Annotated in this window: 21 protein-coding genes; 10 read left to right on the plus strand and 11 right to left on the minus strand. The window is 69.6% G+C overall.

What is annotated here, in order from left to right; genetic code table 11:
- Positions 1-6: 6 nt before the first annotated feature.
- From J7E25_RS00360 to J7E25_RS00375, 4 genes are all read left to right on the plus strand, one after another.
- Positions 7-1674, plus strand: coding sequence for a sensor histidine kinase (locus J7E25_RS00360; RefSeq protein ID WP_214866880.1), 1668 nt, complete (start codon positions 7-9; stop codon positions 1672-1674).
- On the plus strand, positions 1662-2306 hold the full coding sequence (locus tag J7E25_RS00365) for a response regulator transcription factor (RefSeq protein ID WP_214866882.1): 645 nt from the start codon (positions 1662-1664) through the stop codon (positions 2304-2306). The genes J7E25_RS00360 and J7E25_RS00365 overlap by 13 nt, the downstream gene beginning before the upstream one ends.
- A 19-nt stretch (positions 2307-2325) precedes the next feature.
- Positions 2326-3402, plus strand: coding sequence for a low specificity L-threonine aldolase (locus J7E25_RS00370; RefSeq protein ID WP_214866884.1), 1077 nt, complete (start codon positions 2326-2328; stop codon positions 3400-3402).
- A 141-nt stretch (positions 3403-3543) separates the two neighbouring features.
- The gene (locus tag J7E25_RS00375; RefSeq protein WP_214866886.1) at positions 3544-4137 is read left to right on the plus strand and encodes a nitroreductase family protein; all 594 of its coding nucleotides are present in this window, start codon (positions 3544-3546) and stop codon (positions 4135-4137) included.
- Positions 4138-4362: 225 nt separating this feature from the next.
- Here J7E25_RS00375 and J7E25_RS00380 read toward each other — a convergent pair whose 3' ends face one another.
- Positions 4363-6126 carry a S8 family serine peptidase gene (locus J7E25_RS00380; RefSeq protein WP_214866888.1) on the minus strand — a complete coding sequence of 588 codons (1764 nt, stop codon included), beginning with the start codon at positions 6124-6126 and terminating at the stop codon, positions 4363-4365.
- Positions 6127-6311: 185 nt separating this feature from the next.
- Positions 6312-7361 (minus strand): zinc-dependent alcohol dehydrogenase family protein, encoded by a 1050-nt coding sequence (locus J7E25_RS00385; RefSeq protein WP_214866890.1) that lies wholly within the window; start codon positions 7359-7361, stop codon positions 6312-6314.
- Positions 7362-7518: 157 nt separating this feature from the next.
- On the opposite strand from J7E25_RS00385, the gene J7E25_RS00390 reads away from it, so the two are divergent.
- Positions 7519-8106 (plus strand): hypothetical protein, encoded by a 588-nt coding sequence (locus J7E25_RS00390; protein WP_214866892.1) that lies wholly within the window; start codon positions 7519-7521, stop codon positions 8104-8106.
- Positions 8107-8141: 35 nt separating this feature from the next.
- Here the strand turns inward: J7E25_RS00390 and J7E25_RS00395 are convergent, their stop codons facing one another.
- Positions 8142-9707, minus strand: a complete 1566-nt coding sequence (locus J7E25_RS00395; protein WP_214866894.1) for a carboxylesterase/lipase family protein — start codon at positions 9705-9707, stop codon at positions 8142-8144.
- 114 nt (positions 9708-9821) lie between these two features.
- On the opposite strand from J7E25_RS00395, the gene J7E25_RS00400 reads away from it, so the two are divergent.
- Positions 9822-10409 (plus strand): hypothetical protein, encoded by a 588-nt coding sequence (locus tag J7E25_RS00400; protein WP_214866896.1) that lies wholly within the window; start codon positions 9822-9824, stop codon positions 10407-10409.
- A gap of 114 nt (positions 10410-10523) precedes the next feature.
- On the opposite strand, the gene J7E25_RS00405 is transcribed toward J7E25_RS00400, so the two are convergent.
- A complete protein-coding gene (locus tag J7E25_RS00405) occupies positions 10524-11906 on the minus strand; it encodes an NAD(P)-binding protein (RefSeq protein WP_214866898.1) in 1383 nt (460 codons plus the stop codon).
- 90 nt (positions 11907-11996) lie between these two features.
- Between J7E25_RS00405 and J7E25_RS00410 the strand changes: the two genes are divergently transcribed.
- Positions 11997-13259 (plus strand): MFS transporter, encoded by a 1263-nt coding sequence (locus tag J7E25_RS00410; protein WP_308164275.1) that lies wholly within the window; start codon positions 11997-11999, stop codon positions 13257-13259.
- 12 nt (positions 13260-13271) lie between these two features.
- Here the strand turns inward: J7E25_RS00410 and J7E25_RS00415 are convergent, their stop codons facing one another.
- Positions 13272-15494, minus strand: coding sequence for an ATP-dependent Clp protease ATP-binding subunit (locus J7E25_RS00415; RefSeq protein WP_214867768.1), 2223 nt, complete (start codon positions 15492-15494; stop codon positions 13272-13274).
- A 116-nt stretch (positions 15495-15610) separates the two neighbouring features.
- Positions 15611-16801 (minus strand): MFS transporter, encoded by a 1191-nt coding sequence (locus tag J7E25_RS00420; RefSeq protein WP_214866902.1) that lies wholly within the window; start codon positions 16799-16801, stop codon positions 15611-15613.
- Positions 16802-16889: 88 nt separating this feature from the next.
- Here J7E25_RS00420 and J7E25_RS00425 point away from each other — a divergent pair, with 88 nt between their 5' ends.
- The 3 genes from J7E25_RS00425 to J7E25_RS00435 all read left to right on the plus strand — a co-directional run bounded on the left by J7E25_RS00425 (position 16890) and on the right by J7E25_RS00435 (position 18802).
- Entirely contained in the window at positions 16890-17357 is a 468-nt protein-coding gene (locus tag J7E25_RS00425; RefSeq protein WP_215007312.1) for a helix-turn-helix domain-containing protein, read from the plus strand.
- A 220-nt stretch (positions 17358-17577) separates the two neighbouring features.
- Positions 17578-18273: a YceI family protein gene (locus J7E25_RS00430; protein WP_214866904.1), complete on the plus strand. Its 696-nt coding sequence runs from the start codon at positions 17578-17580 to the stop codon at positions 18271-18273.
- An 88-nt stretch (positions 18274-18361) separates the two neighbouring features.
- Positions 18362-18802 carry a nitroreductase family deazaflavin-dependent oxidoreductase gene (locus tag J7E25_RS00435; protein ID WP_214866906.1) on the plus strand — a complete coding sequence of 147 codons (441 nt, stop codon included), beginning with the start codon at positions 18362-18364 and terminating at the stop codon, positions 18800-18802.
- A gap of 36 nt (positions 18803-18838) precedes the next feature.
- Here J7E25_RS00435 and J7E25_RS00440 read toward each other — a convergent pair whose 3' ends face one another.
- From J7E25_RS00440 to J7E25_RS00460, 5 genes are all read right to left on the minus strand, one after another.
- Complete coding sequence (locus tag J7E25_RS00440; protein WP_214866908.1) at positions 18839-19816, minus strand: glycoside hydrolase family 68 protein; 978 nt, start codon at positions 19814-19816, stop codon at positions 18839-18841.
- Between the two features lie 3 nt (positions 19817-19819).
- Positions 19820-20758: a carbohydrate ABC transporter permease gene (locus tag J7E25_RS00445; RefSeq protein WP_214866910.1), complete on the minus strand. Its 939-nt coding sequence runs from the start codon at positions 20756-20758 to the stop codon at positions 19820-19822.
- A gap of 3 nt (positions 20759-20761) precedes the next feature.
- Positions 20762-21742, minus strand: coding sequence for a carbohydrate ABC transporter permease (locus tag J7E25_RS00450; RefSeq protein WP_215007306.1), 981 nt, complete (start codon positions 21740-21742; stop codon positions 20762-20764).
- 64 nt (positions 21743-21806) lie between these two features.
- On the minus strand, positions 21807-23099 hold the full coding sequence (locus J7E25_RS00455; RefSeq protein WP_214866912.1) for an extracellular solute-binding protein: 1293 nt from the start codon (positions 23097-23099) through the stop codon (positions 21807-21809).
- Positions 23100-23177: 78 nt separating this feature from the next.
- Positions 23178-24233 (minus strand): LacI family DNA-binding transcriptional regulator, encoded by a 1056-nt coding sequence (locus tag J7E25_RS00460; protein WP_214866914.1) that lies wholly within the window; start codon positions 24231-24233, stop codon positions 23178-23180.
- Positions 24234-24316 lie beyond the last annotated feature (83 nt).

Consider the following 24316-nt stretch of genomic DNA (forward strand, 5'->3'; position numbering starts at 1 on the left):
GCTGCCATGACCCAAGCTCTCGGGGTCCCTCACTCGTTCGCCGCGGTGACGCAAGGTCGAGCCGCCGCGGTTGTCGCGACGATCGCAGCAGTCTCGACCGCGGCCGTCTCGGTGCTGAGCGGCCTCGGCGTGGCCGTCCGCGTGGATGAGCCGGTGATGGTCGCCGCGCACTTCTCGGCGGTGGTGCTGTTGGCGATCGACGCGTGGCTGCTCTCCGCTCGCCGGTCCGTCGCCGCAGCCGGCGTCGCGATCGTCGCTGCGGTCGGCACAGCCACCGCGTGCGCATCAGTGCTCGCGTTCCCCGATCGGCTGCAGGCGATCCTCGCGAGCACCCTGCCGGTCGCGGTTGCGGGAGCCGGCAGCGTCGCCCTCGGCTGGCGGGGCCCTGTGGGACGCGCGTGGTGGCTGGTTGCCGTGCCATCGCTCGCTGCGGCAGGGATCCTCGCCCTGGGATTCGACCCCCTCCGCGAACCACGCTGCCTTCACGGCTGCGTCGACGCGCCGGCCCTGCTCGCCGATCTCCTCTCGACCCGCTTCGCGCTCGCTGCTGCCAGCATCCTCACCAGCGCCGCGGTCGTCGGCCTCGCCATCGTCGCGATTCGACGCGGACGGAGCGCGGCGCCGATCGTGGTCCTAGCGGGGGCGAGTGCCTGCGCCGCCGCCATCGCGATCTCGGCGACATGGCGCGTCGTGCGCTGGGACGCCAGGCCGATGGAGCTCTCGCCGGTCGACCTCCCGACTGCAGGAATGCTCGCAATCGGGCTCGCCGTCCTCGCCGCGGTTCTCGTCGAGGCACGTAAGGGCGCTGCCGCCGTGCGCCTCGCCCGGGGTCTCACCCATGCCGGCGTGGCGCCGCTGACCTCAGCGCACTTCGCGGTGCCCGGCGAGGGCCGCTGGGTCGACGCAACCGGGCGAGCGGTCCATGACAGTGAGGACGCCCTCATCATCGAGAGCGGCGGTGTCCCGATCGCACGGATCGCGGCACCGGGCCGCGACGTGTCCGACGCGGCATCGCAGTTCGGCGCGTCGGGGCTGCTCGCGCTCCGCAACGCGCAACTCGCAGCCGTTGCCCGAGCCCGCGTGGCGGAACTCCGGGCGTCGCAACGCCGGATCGTGGAGATCGCCGACGCCGAGGGCCGCCGAATCGAACGCGACCTCCACGACGGGGCACAGCAGCGGCTCGTGAGTTCGATGCTCTACTTGGCCGTCGCCCGCAGGACGGACCCGGAACTCGGCGAGCTCGCCGAGGCGGAACGGGCGATCCGTACGGCGCTCGAGCAGTTGCGGGCGATCGCCCACGGGCTGGCCCCCGAGGTTCTCCGTACCGAGGGGGTCTGGGCGGCGGTCGAAGAACTCGCCGCCGGGGCGTCGGTCCCGGTCGAACTGCACGTACCGACCGAGCGGCCGGGCGACGACGACGCCGGCGCCGTGCTGCACTTCGGCGTCTCGACGACGGTCGACCTCGCGACGCGAGCGTCAGCGGAGCGCGTGGTCATCACGGGCGGCGTGCGCGACGGCGCGCTGTACGCCGTCGTCGACGTGGCCGGGCCGCGGCTCGCACCGGAGGAGACCACGGACGCCGCCGATCGCATCGGCGCCCTCGGCGGGCGACTCTCGGTCAGCGAGACCGAGGTCGGCACACGAATCACGATGGAGGTGCCATGCGCGTCGTGATCGCCGACGACGTGATGCTCGTCCGCAGCGGCCTCGCCCTCCTCCTCGGCACGGCAGGGGTCGACGTCGTCGGCGAGGCCGAGGATGCCGCATCGCTCATGCGGCTCGTCGAGCGGGAACATCCGGATGTCGCGATCGTCGACATCCGCATGCCACCGACCCACACCGACGAGGGCCTCGTCGCCGCGCGACGCATCCGCGAGCGGTTCCCCGCTACCGCGGTCGTGCTCCTCAGCCAGCATCTCGAGCCGCGCTACGCCGAGCGAGTGCTCACCGAGCAACCGGAGCGGCTCGGCTATCTGCTGAAGGAACGCGTCTCCGACATCGCGGTGCTCGTGGACGCCCTTCGCCGGGTCATCGCCGGCGAGTGCGTGCTGGACCCCTCGATCGTGTCGCGCCTGATGCGCCGGAGACGGCAGGACTCGCCGCTGGATCGGCTGTCGACCCGAGAGCGCGAGGTGCTCGCGGCCATGGCCGAAGGCCGCTCGAACGCCGGCATCGCGCACGCCCTGTTCATCAGCGACCGGACGGTCGAGTCCATGTGCGCACAGATCTTCTCCAAGCTCGGACTCGCGCCTTCCGCCGACGACAACCGCCGGGTGCTCGCCGTACTGGAGGCATTGCGCTCCTGACGGGTGGGAGGATGGTTCGGTGACCGAGCAGCTCCATGACACCGCCGTGCGCGGCTTCGCCTCCGACAACTACTCCGGCGTGCACCCCGAGATCCTCACGGCGATCGCCACGGCGAACGGCGGGCACCAGGTGGCCTACGGCGAAGACGTCTACACCGACCGACTGCAGGAGGTGTTCGCGCAGCACTTCGGCGAGGGCGTCGAGGTCTTCCCCGTCTTCAATGGCACGGGCGCGAACGTCACCGGACTCCAGTCGATGCTGCCCCGCTGGGGCGCGGTCATCAGCGCGACCACCGCCCACATCAACTCCGACGAGGGCGGGGCGCCCGAGCGGGTCGGCGGCATCAAGCTGCTCACCGTGCCGACCCCCGACGGCAAGCTCACCCCCGAGCTCATCGACCGTGAGGCGTGGGGCTGGGGCGACGAGCACCGTGCGCAGCCGCTCGTCGTGTCGATCACGCAGACCACCGAGCTCGGCACGGCCTACACGGCCGACGAGGTCCGCACGATCGCCGACCACGCGCACGAGCGCGGCATGAAGCTGCACATGGACGGCGCCCGGGCGTCGAACGCCGCGGCATCCCTCGATCTGCCGCTGCGCGCCTTCACGCGCGACGCCGGCGTCGACGTGCTGAGCTTCGGCGGCACCAAGAACGGGGCGCTCGGCGCCGAGGCGATCGTGGTGCTGAACCCCGAGGCGTCCGAGGGCCTGAAGTTCCTGCGCAAGCTCAACATGCAGCTCGCGTCGAAGATGCGCTTCGTCTCGGCGCAGCTCATCACGCTGCTCGAGGGCGACCTCTGGCTCGAGAGCGCCGGGCACGCGAACGCGATGGCGCGGCGCCTGCGCGACGCGCTCGATGCGGGCATCGCCGCCGGCGAACTGCCTGGTCTCGGGTTCACGCAGGAGACCCAGTCGAACGGCGTGTTCGCGACGCTGCCGGCGGGGGTTGCCGACCGCCTTCGCGACCGTGGCTTCCGGTTCTACGACTGGGATGCCGCGAAGGGCGAGGTGCGCTGGATGTGCTCGTTCGACACGAGCGAGGCGGACATCGACGCGTTCGTCGCGGGCATCCGCGAGGAGCTCGCGCGCGCGTAGGGCGGCTTGGGCAAAGCCCGCGAACAGGCACCTTGCCTGAGAGTATGCAGATACATGGAATAGCGGATGCCGCGCAGCGTTGCAGCACGCGGGACGACGGCGCCCCGGCATCCGTTCATCCCCCATGAAAGCTGTGTTCGCATGACCCTCATCACCGACGTCACCTCCCGGAACGCCCAGACCGACGCCCCGCTCATCACCCCGCTCGTCGAGCGCTGGAGCCCGCGCGCCTACGACCCGACCGCCGAGGTCTCGACCGATGTGCTGCGTACGATCCTCGAGGCCGCCCGCTGGGCGCCGTCGGCGAACAACACCCAGCCGTGGCGCTTCATCGTCGCGCGGCGCGGCACCGACGCGTTCGCCACGGCGCACGACGCGATGGCGGGCTTCAACAAGGCGTGGGCCGACTCGGCCGCCGTGCTCATCGTCAACGTCGCCGAGATCATCGACCCCGAGGGCAAGGCGCGCCCGTGGGCCCGGTACGACCTCGGACAGGCCGTCGCCCACCTCACCGTGCAGGCGCAGCACGAGGGCCTGCACACCCACCAGCTCGGCGGGTTCGACGCCGCGAGGCTCCACACCGCGTTCGGCCTCGACGCGAGCCTCGAGGTCGTCTCGATGACCGCGATCGGCGTGCTCGGCGACGTCGACACCCTGCCCGACGCACTGCGCGAGCGCGAGGTCGCACCGCGCCTGCGCAAGCCGCTCGGGGAGCTCGTGCTCGCCGGCGAGTAGTCGCCGGGCGGGCTCTGACCGCCCGCCCTCACCCGCCTGACCCCGTGCACAACTCCGGAGCTCCCTGCGACACGCCGTCCCTTCGCGCCGCGAGCGCGGCGTGTCGCCGCCCTCATCCGGACTTGTGCACGGGCGCCACGACACGTCATGGCCCCCATGCACAACCCAACGGGGCCGGCCTCCGAGGAGACCGGCCCGTCAGGGTGCGTCAGCGGATGCCGCGGATCAGCGTCCGATCGCGGTGAGCGCGTTCACGATGCCGTCGCCGAAGAAGCCGTTCTTCGTCGGCCCGCCCTCGCACGTGTGCGTCGCCGTCGCGGTCGCGCCGCTCGGCAGGTGCCGCACGTAGGTGAACTCCGCGGGAACCGGGCACGCCGTGTCGACGGCCGTCGAGAACAGGATCGACTCCGTCTTCGCGGGCGACAGGGTCCTGCCGCCGTGCACCTTGTCGGACTTGCCGTACTGCCCCACGATGAGCGCGGCGACACCGGCAGCGTGCGGGGAGGCCATCGACGTTCCCTGCAGGTACTGGTAGTACGCGCACGTCTCGCCCGAGGCGTCGCAGCTCTTCACGGCCCACGGAACGATGACGTCACCGTTCTCGTCGATCGCGCCCTCTTCCGCGGCGAGCGCGGCCGGGAACGCGGCGAGGATGCCGCCTGGGTACTGGCGCGTGCCCTCCGCGTTGTCGTACACATCGCCGCCCGGGGCGGCGACATCCACGTAGCCGTTGCCGTAGTCGGAGTAGTACGCCTTGCGGCCGCTCTGGCCGGTGCTGCTCACCGAGATCACTCCGTCACCCTCGCTCGGCATCGAGATGCACGAAGCCGGGTCGAGGAGGTCGCGCGTGTAGGCGACCTCGCCGGGCTCGCTCGCGAAGTCGGGGCTCGAGGAGTCGGAGAGCACCTTCGTGTAGTCCGACGCGCCGTTGCCGGCTGCCGACACGAGCGTGACGCCGTGGCCGCGCGCGTAGTCGAGGGCGCGCTGCATGGCGGTGACGATCACCTGCTGCTCGGCCTGGTCCTCAGCCGAGTCCGCGGGGTGCGACGCGCAGTTGAACAGCCACGGGTCGACGTAGTAGCTCATGTTCACGACGTCGATGCCGACGTCACCGGCGTAGGTGAGCGCGTCGACGGATGCCTGCAGGAAGAAGTAGCCCGAGTCCTGGCCGGCGCGCAGGTTCACGAGGGTCACGCCGGGCGCGACGCCTGCGATGCCGATGCCGTTGATGGGTGAGCCGATGGTCGACGCGACGTGCGTGCCGTGCCCGTTCTCATCGACGTCGGCGGCGTCTTCGCACGACTGGTCGGGCTCATCGGCGCACGGGCCGTCGATCGGGTCGCCGTTCGCGTCCACCTCGACGTCGACCGTGAAGTTGCGGCTCAGCTCGGCGTCGAAGTTCGGCGCGATGTCGGGGTGCGAGCCGTCGACGCCCGTGTCGAGGATGCCGACGAGCACGCCTTCGGTCTTGTCGTAGCGGTACGAGCCGTCGACCGTCGCACCGATCGCCTGCATGTCCCACTGGAGCCCGGCGAGCGGCTCGGCGACCGGCTTCTTCGCCGGTCCCGTCGCAGTGCTCGCGCCGGCGGATGCCCTTGCCTCCGCGCCGCGGAGGTCGGCTTTCGCCGCGTCGAACTTCTCGGCGGCCCCTGCACCCTTCTGCGCCTCGGGCACGTCGGCGATCACGCGATTGAGGGCCGTGCCCTCGATCACGGACTGGGCGGCTGCTTCGGCAGCGAAGTCCGCCTCGGTCGTGACGACCGTCGCGACGCCCACCTCGGTGTTCTCGCTGACGATCGTGCCGCCGGCGGCCTCGACCGCGGCTCGTGTCGCCGAGGCGGAGGCGCCCTCGGCGAAGAGCACGACGTACTGCTGCTCGCCCGTCACCCCGCCTTCAGCTGAAGTGCTCGCACCGGCCGGCGCGGCGACGAGCGCCGTCAGGGCCAGTGCGAGGGTGGATGTCGCGGCTATCGATCTGAATCTGGGCATCGGTGTCCAATCGGTGGGCGGTCAATGAGCGCGATCCTTCCACGCCCCGTGAAGGAGGGACAAGGGACGCTCGCAAGCCACCGTCGAATCCGCGCCGCCGTGCGTGGAAGCGGCGCGATCTTGCGCCGCATGACCGAATCTTGCGCGCGCGGGCGCAGCTCGACGTGCCGCTGATCGATCGGGCGTCAGGGTCGCAGCAGCACCTTGATCGCCCGGCGCTCGTCCATCGCGGCGTACGCCTCGGCGGCCTCGCTGAGCGGCAGTTCGAGGTCGAACACCCGGCCGGGCTCGATCGCGCCCGAGAGCACGTCGGGCAGCAGCTCCTCGATGTAGCCGCGCACGGGCGCGACGCCGCCGTTGACGCCGACGTTGCGATCGAACAGGGTGCGCACCGGCAATTCGGGCCCTCCGTTCGGCACGCCGACATAGCCCACCATGCCACCCGGGCGAGTCGAGCGGATCGCCTGGTCCATCGACTCCTTCGTGCCGACGCACTCGAGCACCTGGTCGGCGCCGATGCCGCCGGTGAGCTCGCGCACCCGGGCGATGCCCTCGTCGCCGCGCTCCTCGACGATGTGGGTCGCGCCGAACGCGAGCGCGAGCGCCTGACGCTCGGGATGCCGCGACATCGCGATGATCGTCGATGCCCCGAGCCGCTTCGCCGCGATGATCGCGCACAGCCCGACGGCACCATCGCCGACGACGGCGACCGTGTCTCCCTCGGCGACGCCGGCCGACACCGCGGCATGGTGGCCGGTGCCCATCACGTCGCTGAGGGTCAGCAGCCCCGGCACCAGCTCATCGGGGATCGGGCCCGGCACCACCACGAGCGTGCCGTCGGCGAGCGGCACCCGCACTCGTTCGCCCTGGCCGGCGTCGGCGAAGGCGCCCTGCCGGTCGTTGCCTCCCCACCAGCCGCCGCCCAGGCACGAGGTGCTCACGCCGTTGCGGCAGTTCGCGCACGTGTTGTCGCACACGTAGAAGGGGGCGATCACGAAGTCGCCGACCGCGACGTGCGCGACATCCGGCCCGATCTCCTCCACGACCCCGACGAACTCGTGCCCGATGCGGTGCGGCTCGCGGGTCGGCGTGACTCCGCGGTAGGGCCAGAGGTCGGAGCCGCAGACACAGGCGGCGACGACCTTCACGATCGCATCGGGGCCCGTGGAGAGCACGGGGTCGGGCACGGTCTCGACGCGGATGTCACGTTCGGCGTGAATGAGGGTCGCAAGCATGTCTCCGAGCCTACGCGCGCCGTGAACTGCGGATTCAACGGCTGCCGCCGGACACCAGCAATTTAAATGAGGGACTCTCATCTTGGGTCGGATCGGAGTAACGTGCGCGGTGTGCGCCCACGACCCGAGTGGACGTCCGATCGGGCGGGAGGCCCTCATGAACCGCACACCCATCGCCGCGGGATTCGCCGCGGCATCCGCCCTTGCTCTGCTGGTTGCGGCGCCGGCGTTCGCCGCCACGCCGATCATCGACCACTGGAGCGACCACATCGAGCACATCGAACAGGTCGAACACGCACCCGACTGGTGTCCGGACGTTCCGTTCGACGTCCTGTACACCGAGGATTCCCACGGAACGTTCCGCTTCGTGCAGCACGGCGACGGCAACTACTACGGTGGGAGCTCGGTCACGAGCGACTTCTCGTGGACGAATGTCGAGACCGGCGCGACGCTCAGCGCCACCAGGCACGGCGCCGACAAGGATCTGCTCGTGACCGACAACGGCGACGGCACGGTCACCCTCGAAATCCAGTTCACCGGCCCGACGACGTACTACGACGATGCCGGAAACCGGCTCTTCATCGACGCCGGCCGCACGACCGCGACGATCGTCATCGACACCAGCGGGACGCCGAGCGACCCCTCGGACGACGAGTTCGTCTCCTTCCTCCCCGGCGAGAGCACGGGTCACTTCGAGACTGCGGACCGCGACTTCTGCGCCGACATCCTGGAGTTCATCGGCTGAATGGGGACGAATCCGGCTGATCGGGGCCGCATCCCTCAGACGTGCGGCACGAACGCCTGCCACGCGAGCCGCCGGTCGCGGCGTGGGTCGAGTTCCACGCGATCGACGCGATCGAAGACGAGCGTGCGCCGCTCGCCCTCCTCGTAGCGCGGCCACTCGGGCCCTGGCGAACCGGATGCCGCGAATCGCGTCCAGTGCCGCTGCATCCGAAGCCCGACCTCGCGGAACATCCGCCGCCCGCCGAGCAGGGTGAGCCCGGTGCCGACGATCGTGTCGAACCTCTCGAAGAGGGCGAAGAGCTCGAGCCCGTGGGTTGCGTCGAGACCCATGAGCCGAGCGGTCCGGGGTGCGGCATCGAACCGGTAGAAGAACACGGGTGCGTAGCGGGAGTGCCGTTCGGCGGCCTTCACCGTCGGGAACCAGAACGTGAAATCGCCGGCGAAGTCGGCGGCGGGCCGGCGTTCGGGTAGGCCGGGATACAGCCGCTTGATCGCCTTGCGCGACTTCTTCCTCGTGTTCGTGAAGATCGCACGGATGCGCGGCTTCGTCGTCGGCAGGATGTTGATGCGTCCCTCGAAGAGCGAACCCTCGCGGTCGTTCGTGCCGATGAGGAGCGGTACGCGGTGCGCGAGTCCGTCGCGGAATGCATCGAGCGGGCGGTGCGGGAGGAATTCCCCGTCGATGACGGGTGCCAGGCTGATCGTGCCCGGATTCTCGTCGGGCGTGCGGATCGTGAGGGCGGTCGTCGCCTCGGCGAGCACCATCGGGTCGGCGGCGCAGAGCATCGCCGCCGCGGCATCCGTCGACTCGCTCTCGAGGTCGTCGTCATCGACGATGCCGCTCAGGATGCCCACGTACTCCCGCGCCCAGGTCGCCGCAGTCTCGGGGAGGTAGACCGCGTTCGCGGGCGAGCTCTGGGCGATCGCCCGCGTGAACAGTCCATCGGCGGAGGGCACCGTCATGAGCGTCGTGACCGAGTTGGCGCCTGCGGACTCCCCGAAGAGGGTGACGTTGTCGGGATCGCCGCCGAAGGCACGGACGTTGCGGCGCACCCATTCGAGCGCGGCCACCTGGTCGCGGAGCCCCAGGTTGCATTCGATGGGGCGATCGGCGGTGGAATAGGCACGGAAGTCGAGCCATCCGAGCGCGCCGAGGCGATAGTTGAGGCTCACGTAGACGACACCGTGCCGCCGCACGAGGCGTTCACCCTGATGCGGATACTCGCCCGAAGACCCGACGCCGTACGCACCGCCGTAGACGAACACCATCACCGGGCGTCCCCGACCCGGCGCCTCGCCGTCGTCGGGCGCGGTGACGTTCACGCTCAGGCAGTCCTCGCTGCGCGGCAGATGGTCGGCGGCGCCGATGAACTGGCCCTTTCGCTTCTGGGGCGCGACCGGGCCGAACGCCGAGGCGTCGCGCACGCCGTGCCAGCCGGGCGACGGGCGCGGTGCGCGGAACCGAAGGTCACCTGCGGGCGCCGCCGCATACGGGATGCCCCGCCACAGGCGCACCCCTCGCCGGCGGATGCCGCGCACCGCGCCCTCCGCGAGATCCGCGACCAGGGCGCCGTCGGTGCGAGTCGCGCCGATCAGCAGCATGCTTCGAGCCTACGGCGAGGTCCGAAGGAATCGCAGCATGGACGCTCGACCCGAGGGCGCGTACTCTGTTCCCGAGCATTGCTCAGGTTGGCCCGATATTGGACGGAGACGACAATGAAGCGCTCAGCACTCATCGGAGGGATCGCCGTCGCGGCCGCGCTGACGATGGCCGCTCCCGCACCGGCCTTCGCGGGCCCGGTGCAGATCATTCCCTGGGAGGACAGCGACTCCGTCGTGGTCGAGGTCGGCCAGGAAGGCTGGTGCCCGCCCGAAATCGTCGACTTCGACGTCGTTCAGAGTTGGGAGGCGAGCGGCATCGATCGCATCACGACCGGACCCGACGGCATCGTGAGCTTCGCCGGCACGTTCGAACGAGTGGACACGTACACCGCGAACGACAAGACGCTGGTGACCGAGGCTCACGGCAACACCCGAGACCACAAGATCGTCGACAACGGTGACGGCACCCTGACCATCTGGTTCAAGGACTCGGTGCAGACAAGCACCTGGCTTGACGGCGAGTTCCTGTTCCATGATTCCGGGCTCGTCGAGGGCGCCTTCCTCATCGACTACAACGGCACGCTGTCGGATCCCGAGGACGACACGTTCCTCGGAATAGTCGAGGACGCCGAATTGCACGGCCGCTTCGACACCGGCGAGCGCGACTTCTGCGAGGACATCGCCACGTTCCTCGGGCCGTGAGCGGCAGGCCGCGCCGCGCTGCGCCCCGCTAGCCGACTACGACGTCCTCCGCCGTTCGTCGAAGGGATGTCGGCGGAGTGCGTCTGACGCGTCACGGTCGAGGCGCGGCAGGAGCTACGCGACCGGCTCACCGCTGAGCCTCGCGAGCCCCTCCAGCCCCGGCCGGACATGCTGCTGCAGCCGCGCCCGCGCGTCGTCGAGCGCCGGTGATCCGGGATGCCCCGGCGGGATCCGCGCCGGGTTGATCGCCGCGCGAGTAGACCACTCGGCGATGTCCGGCTCGGCACCGAACGACATCGAGGACCGCGTGCCGACGAGGGTCATCCGCGCCCATTCCGCGAGCGAGTTGGGGTACGGCGAGGGCGCGCAGATCCGGTTCTTCTCCGCGTCGTCGTCGCGAGTCGCCTCGACGTACCCGATCAGCGCCGCGCCGAAGCACGGGAAGCCGGCCCGGATCGGTTGCAGGGTGATCGCCTCGGGCCGCCAGACGGGGACCAGGGGCGGATACTTCAAGCCGTCGGCCGCGCAGTGCACCACGACCGCGTCATCGGCGATGGCGACCGATCCCTCGGCGAACCCGAGCCTGCCCCGTTCGACGGTCATGATGCGCCCGCGACGCACGACGTTCTCGAGGGTCCGCAGCTGGTCGAGCTCCCACGTCGCCAGGGTGGGCGCCTTCGCCATGGTCGGCACTCTCGAGCGATCGATCCTGAGCATGACGCCGGCGTCCTCGAGTCGGAGGAACAGGTCGTCGAGTGAGCCGGCGCCCGCTGCCACCTCCATCACGTCGGCGGCCATGCCCAGGAAGACGGCCGGGTCGGGCTGCACCACCGCGCGGTTGATCATCCACGGTTCGCGCGGCCGCACCCAGCAGATCGCGTCGGGGTCGACACCGCGCGAGAGCAGCCAGATGCAGGCGTCGGTCGCCGTCTTGCCTGCGCCGGCGACGACGTACTGGCTCGCCGGGTCCTCGAGCCGGGCGAGATCGTTGACCGGCCGCACGCGTGCGTCGTCGGCAACCCCGAACGGCGGAGGCTTCTCCGCCGGGATGCTGGGTGCCAGGTAGCGGGCGTCGACGATCCGGCAGTGCTCCGGAACCTCGAACCGATCGCCGGAGATGCGCGAGACGAAGGTGCGGCCGCCGAGGTACTCGCTGTTGGCGAAGAACTCGACCTTGCCGGACTCGACCATCCGGTCGAGCGCCCGCGCGTAGTAGAGGCAGATCTCGGACTGGGTGGCGCGCTCCTGCAGGCCCTTCTCGGGCCCGCGCTGCTGCACCTGCCCGCCGCCGAGCATGGTCGAGGCGACGCCGTAGAAGGCGGACGCCTGGTGCAGCCGCACGAAGGGGTACGCCTCGAGCCAGTGCCCGCTCACGCCATGGCGGCGATCGACGAGGGCGACGCGGACGTCGGCCTGGTCGGTCAGGGCATCCGTGAAGGCCATCCCCATGGCGCCGGCTCCGACCACGAGGTAGTCCGCTTCGACGAGGCGCGTCATCAAACCACGATGGCACTCCGGTGACGGGACCTCCAGACCCAACAGGGGGTACACGTATGCGATGTCGGCGGGGTACGGCAGAATGCTGTGGTGATCGGCATCAGGAGGTTCTGGGGCGCGCTCCCCGTCGAGGGCAGATGGCTCCTGTCGACCGTCGCGATCCAGACGCTCGGCCGCGGGCTGACCCTGCCGTTCACGATCATCTACCTGCATGAGGTGCGGGGCTTCGATCTCGGGCTCTCCGGCGGGCTGATGAGCCTCATCGCGATCGTCGGGCTGGTCGTGACCGGCCCGGGCGGCACCCTCATCGACCGGTTCGGCGCCCGCAAGGTACTGCTCACCGGGCTGGCTGCGATGATCGCCGGTTGCACCCTGCTGGCGTTCGCGACCCACCCCGCGGTCGCGGCCGTCGCGCTCGTGCTGATCGGCGTGAACTTCGGCGTCTCCTGGCCGGGCTTCAACGCGCTCATCGCAGCAGTGGTCAATGGCGACCTGCGCCAGCAGTACTTCGGCGTCAACTTCGCGCTCGTCAACCTCGGCATCGGCGTGGGCGGCGTCATCGGCGGGTTCTTCGTCGATGTCGACGCCCCCGACACCTTCACCGTGATCTTCCTCGTCGACGCCATCAGCTGCCTCGTGCCGGTGGCGCTGCTGCTCGGCCCGCTCCGGCACGTCCGCACCCACACCGAGCCCGCCGACGACGCCCCGCCGGTCGGCGGCTATCGCGAGATCCTCCGGCAGCCCGCGGTGCTCTGGCTGACGCTGCTCACCTTCCTCGCGGTCTTCGTCGGCTACGGCCAGTTCGAGGCAGGGTTCCCGGCCTACGCGCGGCAGGTGGCCGAGGTCTCGACCCGGGTGGTCGGCCTCGCGTTCGCCGTCAACACCGCGGTGATCGTGCTGTTGCAGTTCACCGTGCTCACGCGCATCAGCGGGCGCCGTCGCACTCGCGTCATGTGGGTGATGGCGGCGGTGTGGGCGTGTTCGTGGCTGGTCTTGGGCATCGCCGGGCTGCTGCCCGATTCACTGGCGGCCGCGATCGGCGTCTTGGCGTTCATGGGCGTCTTCGCGTTCGGCGAGACCCTGCTGCAACCGACGGTGCCCGCGATCTACAACGACCTCGCCTCCGATCACAACCGCGGCCGCTACAACGCGATCAACTCGGCGGCGTTCCAAGGTGGCGCGATCACCGGGCCGATCGCCGCGGGCCTGCTGCTCGACTGGGGCCTCGACGCGGTGTACATCCTCATCATGGTCGTCGGCTGCCTCGGCATCGGCGTGCTGGCGACCGCGCTCGAACGCCGGATCCCGGCGAGCGCGAACGGCGTGCCGGCGCCCGAGACCGTCAGCGGCTGACGCCGCGCATCGTCACAGCTCGTCGTCGACGATCTCGTCGTCGACGATCTCGTCGCCTTCGGCACCCGCATCACCGGCGTCGGCGAGCACCTCCGCCTTGGCGACCGTGAGCGACTCGCCGTCGTCGGCCAGCGCGACCGTGACCGTGTCGCCATCGCGGATCTCGCCCGTGAGGAGCGCCCGCGCGAGCCGGTCGTCGATCTCGTGCTGCATGAGGCGGCGCAGCGGGCGAGCACCGTAGAGGGGGTCGTAGCCGCGCTCCGCGAGCCAGGCCCGCGCATCGGGCGTGACGCCGAGTTCGAGTCGCCGCTCGTGCAGCCGTGCCGAGAGCCGGTCGACATAGAGGTTCACGATCTCGCCGAGCTCCTCCTCGGAGAGCGAGGAGAACACGACGATGTCGTCGAGCCGGTTCACGAACTCGGGCTTGAACGCCTCGCGAACGGCGGCGAGCACGGCCTGCTCCTTGTCGTCCCAGCTGAGCGTGGGGTCGATGAGGTACAGCGAGCCGAGGTTCGACGTCAACACGAGGATGACATTGCGGAAGTCGACCGTGCGGCCCTGCCCGTCGGTCAATCGGCCCTCGTCGAGCACCTGCAGCAGCACGTCGAACACCTCGGGGTGCGCCTTCTCGACCTCGTCGAGGAGGAGTACCGAATAGGGTCGCCGACGCACGGCCTCGGTGAGCTGGCCGCCCTGCTCGTAGCCGATGTAGCCGGGAGGCGCGCCTACGAGCCGTGAGACCGAGAACTTCTCGCCGTACTCCGACATGTCGATGCGCACCATCGCATGCTCGTCGTCGAAGAGGAACTCGGCGAGCGCCTTCGCAAGCTCGGTCTTGCCGACACCCGTGGGGCCGAGGAAGAGGAACGAGCCGGTGGGGCGGTTCGGGTCGCTGAGTCCTGCCCGCGAGCGGCGCACGGCGTCGGCAACGGCCATGACCGCTCGCTTCTGGCCGATGAGCCGCTTGCCGAGCTCGCTCTCGAGTTGCAGCAGCTTCTCGGTCTCGCCTTGCAGGAGCTTGCCGACGGGGATGCCAGTCCATGCGGCGATGACCTGTGCGATGTCCTCCTCGGTTACCTGCTCGTTCACCATGCGCGGCTCGTCGGGTGCGTTCTCGGCCTGCTCGGCCTCAGCGAGGTCGCGCTCGAGCTGCTTGATGGTCTCGTACTCGAGCCTCGACGCCTTCTGGTAGTCGGCCTCGCGCATCGCGCGGTCGCGCTCGGTGATCGCCTCGTCGAGTCGCTTCTTCAGCTCGCCCACCCGGTTCAGGCTCATGCGCTCGCGTGCCCACCGCTCCTCGAGCGACGCGAGCTCCCGTTCCTGGTCGACGAGCGTCTCACGCAGCTTCGCGAGCCGCTCCTTCGACGCCTCGTCCTTCTCCTTCTTGAGGGCGAGCTCCTCGAGCTTCAGGCGGTCGACCTGGCGCTTCAACTGGTCGATCTCGACAGGGGAGGAGTCGATCTCCATCTTGAGGCGCGACATGGCCTCGTCGACGAGGTCGATGGCCTTGTCGGGCAGCTGGCGTGCAGGAATGTAGCGATTGGAGAGGGATGCCGCGGCGACGAGCGCGGCATCCGAGATCGTCACTCCGTGGTGCGCCTCGTACCGCCCCTTGAGCCCGCGGAGGATCGCCACCGTGTCTTCGACGTTCGGCTCGCCGACGTACACCTGCTGGAACCGCCGCTCGAGCGCGCCGTCCTTCTCGATGTGCTCGCGGTACTCGTTGAGGGTCGTGGCGCCGATGAGCCGCAGCTCGCCACGCGCGAGCATGGGCTTCAGCATGTTGGATGCGGCGACCGAGCCTTCGCCGCCGCCTGCACCCATGAGCAGGTGCAGCTCGTCGACGAACGTGATGATCTGGCCCTCGGCGTCATTGATCTCTCTGAGCACGGCCTTCAGGCGCTCCTCGAACTGGCCGCGATACATCGCACCGGCCACGAGCGCCGAGATGTCGAGCGCGACGAGCTGCTTGTCTTTCAGGGAGTCGGCGACGTCGCCGGCGACGATGCGCTGGGCGAGCCCCTCGACAACGGCCGTCTTGCCCACGCCGGGCTCGCCGATGAGCACGGGATTGTTCTTCGTGCGGCGCGTCAGCACCTGGCTGACACGGCGGATCTCGGCGTCGCGCCCGATCACCGGATCGAGCTTGCCCGCCTTGGCGATCTCGGTGAGATTGATGCCGAACTGCTCGAGCGCGGACTTCTGCTCCTCTTGCGTGCCCGGCGCACCCTGCATATTGGCCACAGTTGTTCCCTTCGACGAACTTGAGTCTACTAGAGTCAAGTTTCTCGGAGAGCTGCGAGTACCGGAGTCGCCCGTTGCTGCCTGACGCCTTCGCCTCGATGAGTGGACTAGATGGCCGCCACCGGCGCGCGACGCCGCGCCGTGTTCGCCACGACGAGCGCGGCCACGCCGAGAAGCAGGATGAGGGGCGCCCCGAGCTCGAGCGCGAACTGCAGGCCCGACGTCGTGGCGAGCACGCCGAGCCCGAGCGCGGCGACCGCCTGCACGAGGTACCCCACGACGTATGCGGCTGAGATCACGGCGGCGCGATGGTGGGCGGGAGCGCTCGAGGTGACGAGTCCGAGACCGCCGGAGAACATGAGGCTGTACCCGGCGCCGGCCACGAGCGACGATGCGATGAACGCGGGCAGGGAGTGGTCGAGTCCCGCGACGATGAGCAGGCCGAGGCCGACGATCGCGAGCACCGGGCCCAACGTGACAGCTGCGCGCGGGCGGAGCGGTCTCGCGAGCACGGCCACCACGCCGATCGTCACCGCGGAGAGCGAGATGATCGCGCCATCCAGGAACGCGTTGTCACTGCGCACGAGGTCGCGGGCGATCTGCGCGCCGAGCGCAAGGAAGATGGCACCCATCGCGAAGGCCGCCGAGATGCCGAGCGTGCCCGCCGTGAACGCGGCACGCTCCTCCCGGGGCATCCGGGGCCGTCGCGGTCTCCACGGACCGGCGGCCTCATCACGCGTGTGGCGGGGCAGGAAGAATGCGAACCCGGCAACGATCGCCGTGACCGCGGTGAGCACCCAGAAGCTGAGGTGCAGCGGCGCCGGCGCGTACTGCACGAGGGCTCCCCCGACGATCGTCGCGAGGGCGAGCCCTGTCGCGGTGGCGGCCGTCGTGGCCGAACTCGCGCGACGGGCGCCGTCTCGGCCCCCGAGCTCGACCATGGCCGCCGTCGCGGGGCTGAGCGCGAGTCCGACGCCGACGCCCATGAGCGCCCGCCCGATGAACACCCAGGTGAGGTCGGGGGCGAGGCCGAACGCGATCGAGCCCGCGGTCAGGGCGCCGAGTCCCATGAGGATGACGGCGCGGCGTCCGATCACGTCGGACAGGTTGCCGAAGACGATGAGCACCGGCACCAGCACGATCGGGTAGATCGCGAAGATCGCCGTGGTCACCGACGGCTGGAGCTGCCACTCCTGCGCGTACAGCGGGTAGACGACCGACGGGGCTCCGCTCGCCCACAGCGCGAGTCCGGCGACGGATGCCGCGGTCCAGAATGCTGCGCGCTCCGACAGTGCCATGCGTGCCGCCTCTCGTGTCCACCTGAATTGGAATCCACAACTTAGCATGCTGGATTCGTTTTTCCTACTCAGTTGGTATGATCGAGGTATGGAGCGCGCAGTGGAAACCGGCGCGGAGCGATGCTCGATCGCCCGCAGCCTCGAGGTGCTCGGGCAGAAGTGGTCGCTGCTCATCGTGCGCGAGGCGATGTGGGGGCGCACCCGCTTCGCCGAGTTCCGCGCGCGCCTGGGCGTCGCGCCCGACGTGCTCACCGATCGCCTCGGCCGGCTCGTCGACGCCGGCATCCTCGAACGGCGCCCCTACCGCGAAGACGGCGAGCGCGAGCGCGAGGAGTACGTGCTGACGGATGCCGGGTGGGCGCTGTTGCCCGTACTCGCTGCGATGAGCGCCTGGGGCGACGAGTACCGGCCAAGTGGCTTCGGTCCCGCGGCGCTCTACGCCGATCGCGACACGGGCGCACCGCTACGGCTCGCGTTCCTCGACGCCGACGGCATCGAGCGGGGCGCTGCGGAGGTCGCGGTGGTCCGCGGTCCCGGCGCGAGGCCGCTCGCCTGACCGGCCCCGCAGCCCCGAGGCGCGTCCGCAGTCGACTCGAGTCGATCGTGATGGTGGCGCCGTCGGCGATGGTTCCGGCGGCGAACGGTATTCGGCATCTCGCCGAGACACTCGACTCCCTCCCAGTGACACCGAAGGCAACACATAGAGAGTTCAAATAGAGTTTCGGCAGGCTCGAGTGCGGAGCACCCACCGCTCCCCGAACTCTGAGGAGCCGCCCATGCGCAAACGTACTGCCGTCATCGTCTCGATCATCGCCGGGGTCGTCGTCCTCGGCACGACGGCAGCCGTGGCCGGCCCGATCGTCTACCGCGACCTCATCGTGGGCCCGGCCGACGCCGCCCCCTCGGTGACGGCGGCGCCTGCGACCACGGATGCCGCGGTCGACCCCTCAGAGCTCTCGGGCTCGTGGGCGGTGGGCGAGGGCTCGTACGCGGGCTACCGCGTCGACGAGGTGCTGAACGGAACGGATGTCACGGTCACCGGCCGCACCGAACAGGTCACGGGCACCCTCACCGTCGACGATCTCACGCTCACCGATGCGGAGTTCACCGTCGACGTCGCCTCCATCGCGACCGACTCCGACAACCGCGACGCATACTTCCGCGACACCGCGCTGCGCGTCGCCGAGTTCCCGACCGCGAAGTTCGAGCTGACGGGGCCGGTCACGGCCGAGGCTCCTCCCGTCGCCGGCGAGGTGCAGAAGCTCACCGCAACGGGAGACCTCACCATCGCGGGCGTCACCAAGACCATCACCGTCGACCTCGAAGCCGTGTTCGACGGCTCCGGCGGACAGGTCGCCGGCAGCATCCCCATCACCTTCGCCGACTACGGCGTCGAAGCGCCGAACCTCGGGTTCGTCTCGGTCGAGCCCGACGGCTTCGTGGAGTTCTCGCTGGTGATCCGGCAGGCGTGACGTTTCACGATCGAGCGCGCCGGCGGGAAGGAATTCCCGCCGGCGCGGCGTCGTTGAGCTGAGCAGACCCGAATCATCGAGGAGACACATGCCACTCAAGGGAGAATACGCGCCGAGCACCTCAGCCTGGGCTCGCGAGCAGGCCGAGACCTTCGAGGCTTCGGGCGGACAGAAGGCCAACACCCTGCGCGGCCGACCGGTGATCGTGCTGACCACCGTCGGCGCCACGTCGGGCAAGCTCCGCAAGACCGCGCTCATGCGCGTCGAGCACGACGGCGAGTACGCGGTGGTCGCTTCCCAGGGCGGCGCTCCCAAGCATCCGACCTGGTACTGGAACCTCAAGAAGAACCCGCACGTCGAGCTGCAAGACGGCGCCGAGAAGCACGACTACGTCGCGCGCGAGCTCGAAGGCGACGAGCGTGCGACCTGGTGGGCGCGGTCCCTCGAGACCTGGCCGGCCTACGCCGACTACCAGACGAAGACCGACCGGGTCATCCCGGTGTTCCTGCTCACGCGCACCGACGGCTGACGAAGCTCGCCCTGCCGCAGCCCACTCGCGGCGGGCTCACCCCGCGCTCGGGCCGGGGACGGCCGCCGGCGTCACGCGCAGGTCGCGGCCCTCCCACCGCACGGGCATCGGATCGCTGATGCTGCCGATGAACGACCCGTCGGCCGCGATGTTGTGGAACGCGAACATCACCCACTCGCCGTCGTCGCGACGGCGCAGCAGGCGCCCGACGTAGAGCGAGTCGTCGGTGACGAGCTGCGCGCCCGCGAGATCATACGGCCCGAGCACGGATGCCGCGGGGCTCGCCCAGACGCCGCCGGTCGTGCCCGTCGCGAGCCGGCTCGCGGCGAAGTCGGCCGCCGTGCACGAGAAGAGCAGCACCGCCCGGCCATCGACTACCTCGACCTGGAACACCTCGAGGTGGCCGAAGCCCTGACCCGGCTGGCTCAGCGGCGGAAGAACCTCCCAGTTCCGCAGGTCCAGCGACCAGGCATGGCCGACGACCCCGCGGTCGTCGGCGGGGCCGGTGTTCGCGCGCGCGGTGACGAGCATGTGCCATCCGTCGCCCGCCGGGTCCGCGAACACCCATGGGTCGCGGAACGCCTCCTCGCGCCACTCGCCCGTGCCGAGCGTCTCGTACCAGCGAGCGTCGGCTTGTGCCACGGGGTTCGCCGCCGACTTCTGCCACTCCATGAGATCGGCCGAGGTCGCGTAGCCGACCCGCTGGATGTTGCCGTCGGGCGTCAGGCTCGTGCCCGTGTAGAACATGAACCACGTGCCGTCGGGATGCCGTACCACCGAGCCCGTCCACGTCGCGACGTCGTCGAACGCGGGCGCGTCGCCGCGCACGAGCGCGTCGGCGACGCGGGTCCACTCCTTGAGATCGTCGGAGACCGCGTGTCCGATCGACGCCCGGTAGTGCCGGGCGTCGGGGTCGTGCAGCGCACGTGACGCGTAGAGGAAGAACAGGTGGTACCGCTCGCCGTCGTCGGCGAACCAGAAGTCCCACACCCAGGAGTCGGGAAGCGCGAACATCCGCTAGCCCTTCACGCCGCTCGCGGCGACGCTCGAGACGAACGCACGTTGGAACGACAGGAACACGATCAGCACGGGCAGGGTGATGAGCGTCGTGTACGCCATGACCTCGCCCCACGCCGGATTGAGCTGGAAGAAGTACTGCATGCCGACCATGACGGGGCGCAGCTCCTCCTGCTGGACGACCATGAGCGGCCAGAGGTACTGGTTCCAAGCGGGCAGGAAGGTGAGGATCGCGACCGTCGCGAACGCCGGTCCCGACAGCGGCACGATGATGCGGCGGTAGATCGTGAACCACCCGGCGCCGTCGATGCGGGCGGCTTCGTCGAGCGACTTCGGGATCGTCGAGAAGTACTGCGTGAACAGGAAGATCGAGAACGCGTGCGCGATGAACGGGATGATCTGCACCTGGTAGGAGTTGAGCCATCCGAAGTCGTACTTCAGCACGCCGCCCTCGAAGACGAGCGTCGGCAGCTTCGAGACCCAGTAGACCATCGGCACCGCGATCGTCTCGAACGGCACGATGAGGGCCGCGATCACGACGCTGAGCAGCAGCCCGCGGCCGCGCCACTCCAGGCGGGAGAGCGCGAACCCGGCCATCGAGTTCACGACGAGCCCGAGGGCGACGGTCGCGACCGTGACGAATACCGAGTTGACCAGGAACTGCGCGACCGGCACCCGCTCGAAGACGCCGAAGTAGTTGTCGAGGCTGATGTCGCCGACGGGAAGGAAGGCGTTGAGCGACCCCGAGTCGGAAAGGATCTGCCCGGATGGCTTGAGGCTCGACACGAACATGAACACGAGCGGGAAGAGGAAGAAGATCCCGATGCCCGACATGGCGAGGTACGCCCAGAGCTTGCGGCGGCGGCGCAGCCGCCCCTCGCCGGGCTCGCGGTCGCGACCCGCGGGCCGGACCTCGGGCTTGGTGGTGGTGAGGGCCATGGTTCAGTCCTTCTCTCGAGTGAGCCGGCGCTGCACGAGCGCGATGATGAGCACCAGCACGAAGAAGATGAGCGAGATCGTCGCGCCGTAGCCCACTTCCTGCTGGCGGTAGCCGGCACGCACCGCGTGGTAGACGAGCGTGGTCGTCGCGTCTCTCGGCCCGCCCTGGGTCATCACGTCGACCTGGACGAACAGCCGGAGTGCATCGATCGTGATCGTGATGAGCACGAAGATCATCGTCGGGCGCAGCCCGGGCCAGGTGACGTTGGTGAACTGCCGCCACGTGCTCGCGCCGTCCACGCGCGCCGCCTCGTAGAGCTCTCCGGGAATCGTCTGCAAACCCGAGAGCCAGATGACCATGTGGAAGCCGACGGCCTGCCAGATCGAGAGCACGATGATCGCCGGCATCGCGGTGCTCTGCTCGCCGAGCCAGTCGATACCGTTCCAAGCCCCGAACGTGACCGTGTTGATGAACGAGTTGATGAGCCCGTCCTCGCTGTACATGAGCTTCCAGAGGATGGAGACCACGACGATCGAGGTGACGACGGGGATGAAGTAGATGACCCGGAAGAGGAAGACGCCGCGGATCCGCTGATTGACGAGCACGGCAAGCAGCAGTCCGAGGCCGGACTGCACGGGCACGATGACGAGCGCGAACGCGAAGGTGTTCCAGAGCGACTGCAGGAACACCGGGTCCTCGAACGCGCGGAAGAAGTTGTCGAAGCCGACGAGGCGCGGCGGGTTCGGGGAGATGAGCCTGGCGTTGGTGAACGACAGCCCGAACGCGAGCAGCACCGGGATCACGAGGAAGAACGTGAGCAGGAGGATCGCGGGCGTCGACATCGCCAGACCGGCGCGGAACTCGCGTCGCCGGGCCAGGCTGTTGCGGCGGCCGCTCCCACGCTGTGCACGTGCGGTCGCCTTCGGGGGTTTCGTTGCCGGGAGGGCGGAGATCTCCGTTGCCGGCGTCGAGTTGTCGAGCATGGCTGATAATTCCGATCCGGTGGGGGCGGCGGCTCGCGCCACCCCCACCGCTCAGGACGGACGGTTAGAAGCCGTACCCGTCGTTCGATTCGATGTTCGCGTCGATCTCCTTGACGGCACCGTCGAGCGTCGACTTGACGTCGGCGCCGTTCATGATGTCCTTCGCGGCCTTCTCGAAGGTGCTCGAGATGACCGGGTACGCCGGGGTCTCCGGGCGTGCCAGCGCGAACTGCTGCGAGAGCTCGACGAAGGGGCGGAGAGCGCCGTCTTCGCTGAAGTGCTCCGTCAGCGCCTCGGCGCCCGCCGTCGCGGGAATCACGACCTGCTTGTCGGCGAACTCGGCGATGTACTCGTCTTGGAAGCTGAACTCCAGGTATTGGCGCGCACCTTCGGTCTGCTCCTCGGAGCAGTTCGACGAGATGCCCCATTGCCAGGAGCCGCCGCCGATCTTCGGTCCGGTGCCGAAGTCCGGCGGGGGAAGGATCAGCAGGTCGTCGCCGACCGCCTCGATCGAAGCCAGCGCATTCCAGACACCGGTGTAACTCAGCGCGACCTTATCGTCGACGAACTCCTGGTTGCCGATCGTGCCGGCGTTGCTCGCCCAGCCCTTCTCGAAGGCTTCCTGGAACCAGGTGAAGAAGTCGACGGCCTCGGGACCGTTCAGGGCTCCGTCAGCGGTGAGCATCGTGTCGCGGTCGATCTCGTCGCCGCCGGCGCTCTGCAGCATCGGCGAGTATGCGTACGACCACCACTCGCCCGCGTCCTCGGCTCCGATGTCGAGAGGCGTGGCATAACCGGCCGACTGGAGGGTGGCGAGCGCCGCGTCGAACTCGTCGATCGTCCACGGCTCGTCGACGGTCGGGATGCGGATCCCGTTCGCGTCGAGCACCGACTTGCGGGCGAAGATCGACAGCGCGGCATCCCAGTATCCGGCCGAGTAGATCTCGCCCTCGTAGGTGCCCACCGCGGTCGGGAGGAGCTCGTCGGTGATGCTCGTGGGCAGGTCGAGCGGCTGCAGGTATCCGGCCCACGCCCAGTTCGGCATGATCGGGCCGTCCATGTCGAGGAGGCACGGCAGGTCGTCCGCGGCGGCGGCCGCGGTGATCGCGTCGTTGTACGCACCCTGCGGGAACGACTCCTCGACGACCTTGTACTCGTCTTGCGACGCGTTGAACTCGGTGATGATCTTCTCGTAGACCTCGAGCTCGGCGGGGTTGCCCGCCGAGTGCGTCCACATCGTCAGTTCGATGGGCCCGTCTCCGGACCCGCCGCCCTGGCCGGCCTGGCCGCACCCGGTCAGCGCGAGGGCTGACGCGGCGCACAGCGATACCATCACGGGGAGGGATCTGCGCTTCATTGCTGGATTCCTTTCACGGTGCCCGACGTCCAGGTCGGGTACCACTCGGCGACCGCCTTCTGCGGTCTCTGGGTTTCGTCAGGTCCGCCGTCGGTCGGGGTCACCACCTGCTGCCGGCGGCGGGCTCACGGAGCCCCGTCGGATGATCGGGCACTCCATGAGGTGCACGGCACCGGGGTCATCCGGTGTCCGTACGCCGAGCGCGACCTCGGTCGCCCATCGCCCCATCTCGTAGTGGGGCAGGGCAACGGTCGTGAGCGGCGGGTCGAGTTCGGCCGCGACGAGCTGCTGGTCGTCGAAGCCGACGATCGAGAGGTCGCGCGGGATCTCGAGACCTCGGTGGCGCGCGGCGACGTACGCGCCCGCGGCCATGCGGTCGTTGAAGCAGAACAACGCCGTCGGGCGGCTCGCCTCGGGCAGGTCGAGCAGGAGCTCCGTAGCACTGCGGCCGCCGGCCGCGGTGGTGGTGGCGCCGTGCACGTGCAGCTCGGGGTCGGGTTCGATGCCCGCCTCGCGGAGCACCTCGAGATAGCCCGCGAAGCGGAGCGCCGAGGCGATCGGCGGGTTGGGCTCGTCGACGTCGACGAAGGCGATGCGTCGGTGGCCGGCCGCGACGAGCTCTCGCACGGCGGTGGCGCCGCCCGCGCGGTCGTCGGGCACGACTGCGGGGTGGCCGCCGTCGACCGGACGGCAGTCGAGGAACACCGTGCGGGCCGGAAGGTGAGCGGGCGCGTCGACGACCCGGTGCCACATGCACGCGTAGATGAGCGCGTCGATCTGGTGGTCGGCGAGGGCGCGGATCGCGTCGCGTTCGACCTCGGGGTCGTCGCCGGTGTCGACGAGGATCACCAGGTGGCCGTGCTGCCGTGCGACATCCTGGGCGCCCGCGAGCATGCGACCGGCATAGGGCGTGGTGGCGATCGTGTCGGAGACGAGGCCGATGGTGCGGGTGGTCTGCATCCGCAGGCCTCGGGCGACGGAGTTCGGCGTATACCCGGTGGCCGCCGCGGCCGCCCGCACGCGCTCTTGCGTCTCGACTGGGATCCGGGCGTCGCGATCGTTCATGACGAGCGACACGGTGGAGTTGGAGACGCCCGCTGCAGCAGCGACATCCGAGATTCGAACTCGTGGCATTTCGACGGCACCTCCACTACGTCGTGGTTGCTAAAACGATTGAGCGGACTCATTCTGACCACGCGCTGACATCGTTGTCAAGA

Source organism: Agromyces sp. ISL-38, assembly GCF_018613935.1.
In the GTDB taxonomy this organism is placed as follows: Bacteria; Actinomycetota; Actinomycetes; order Actinomycetales; family Microbacteriaceae; genus Agromyces.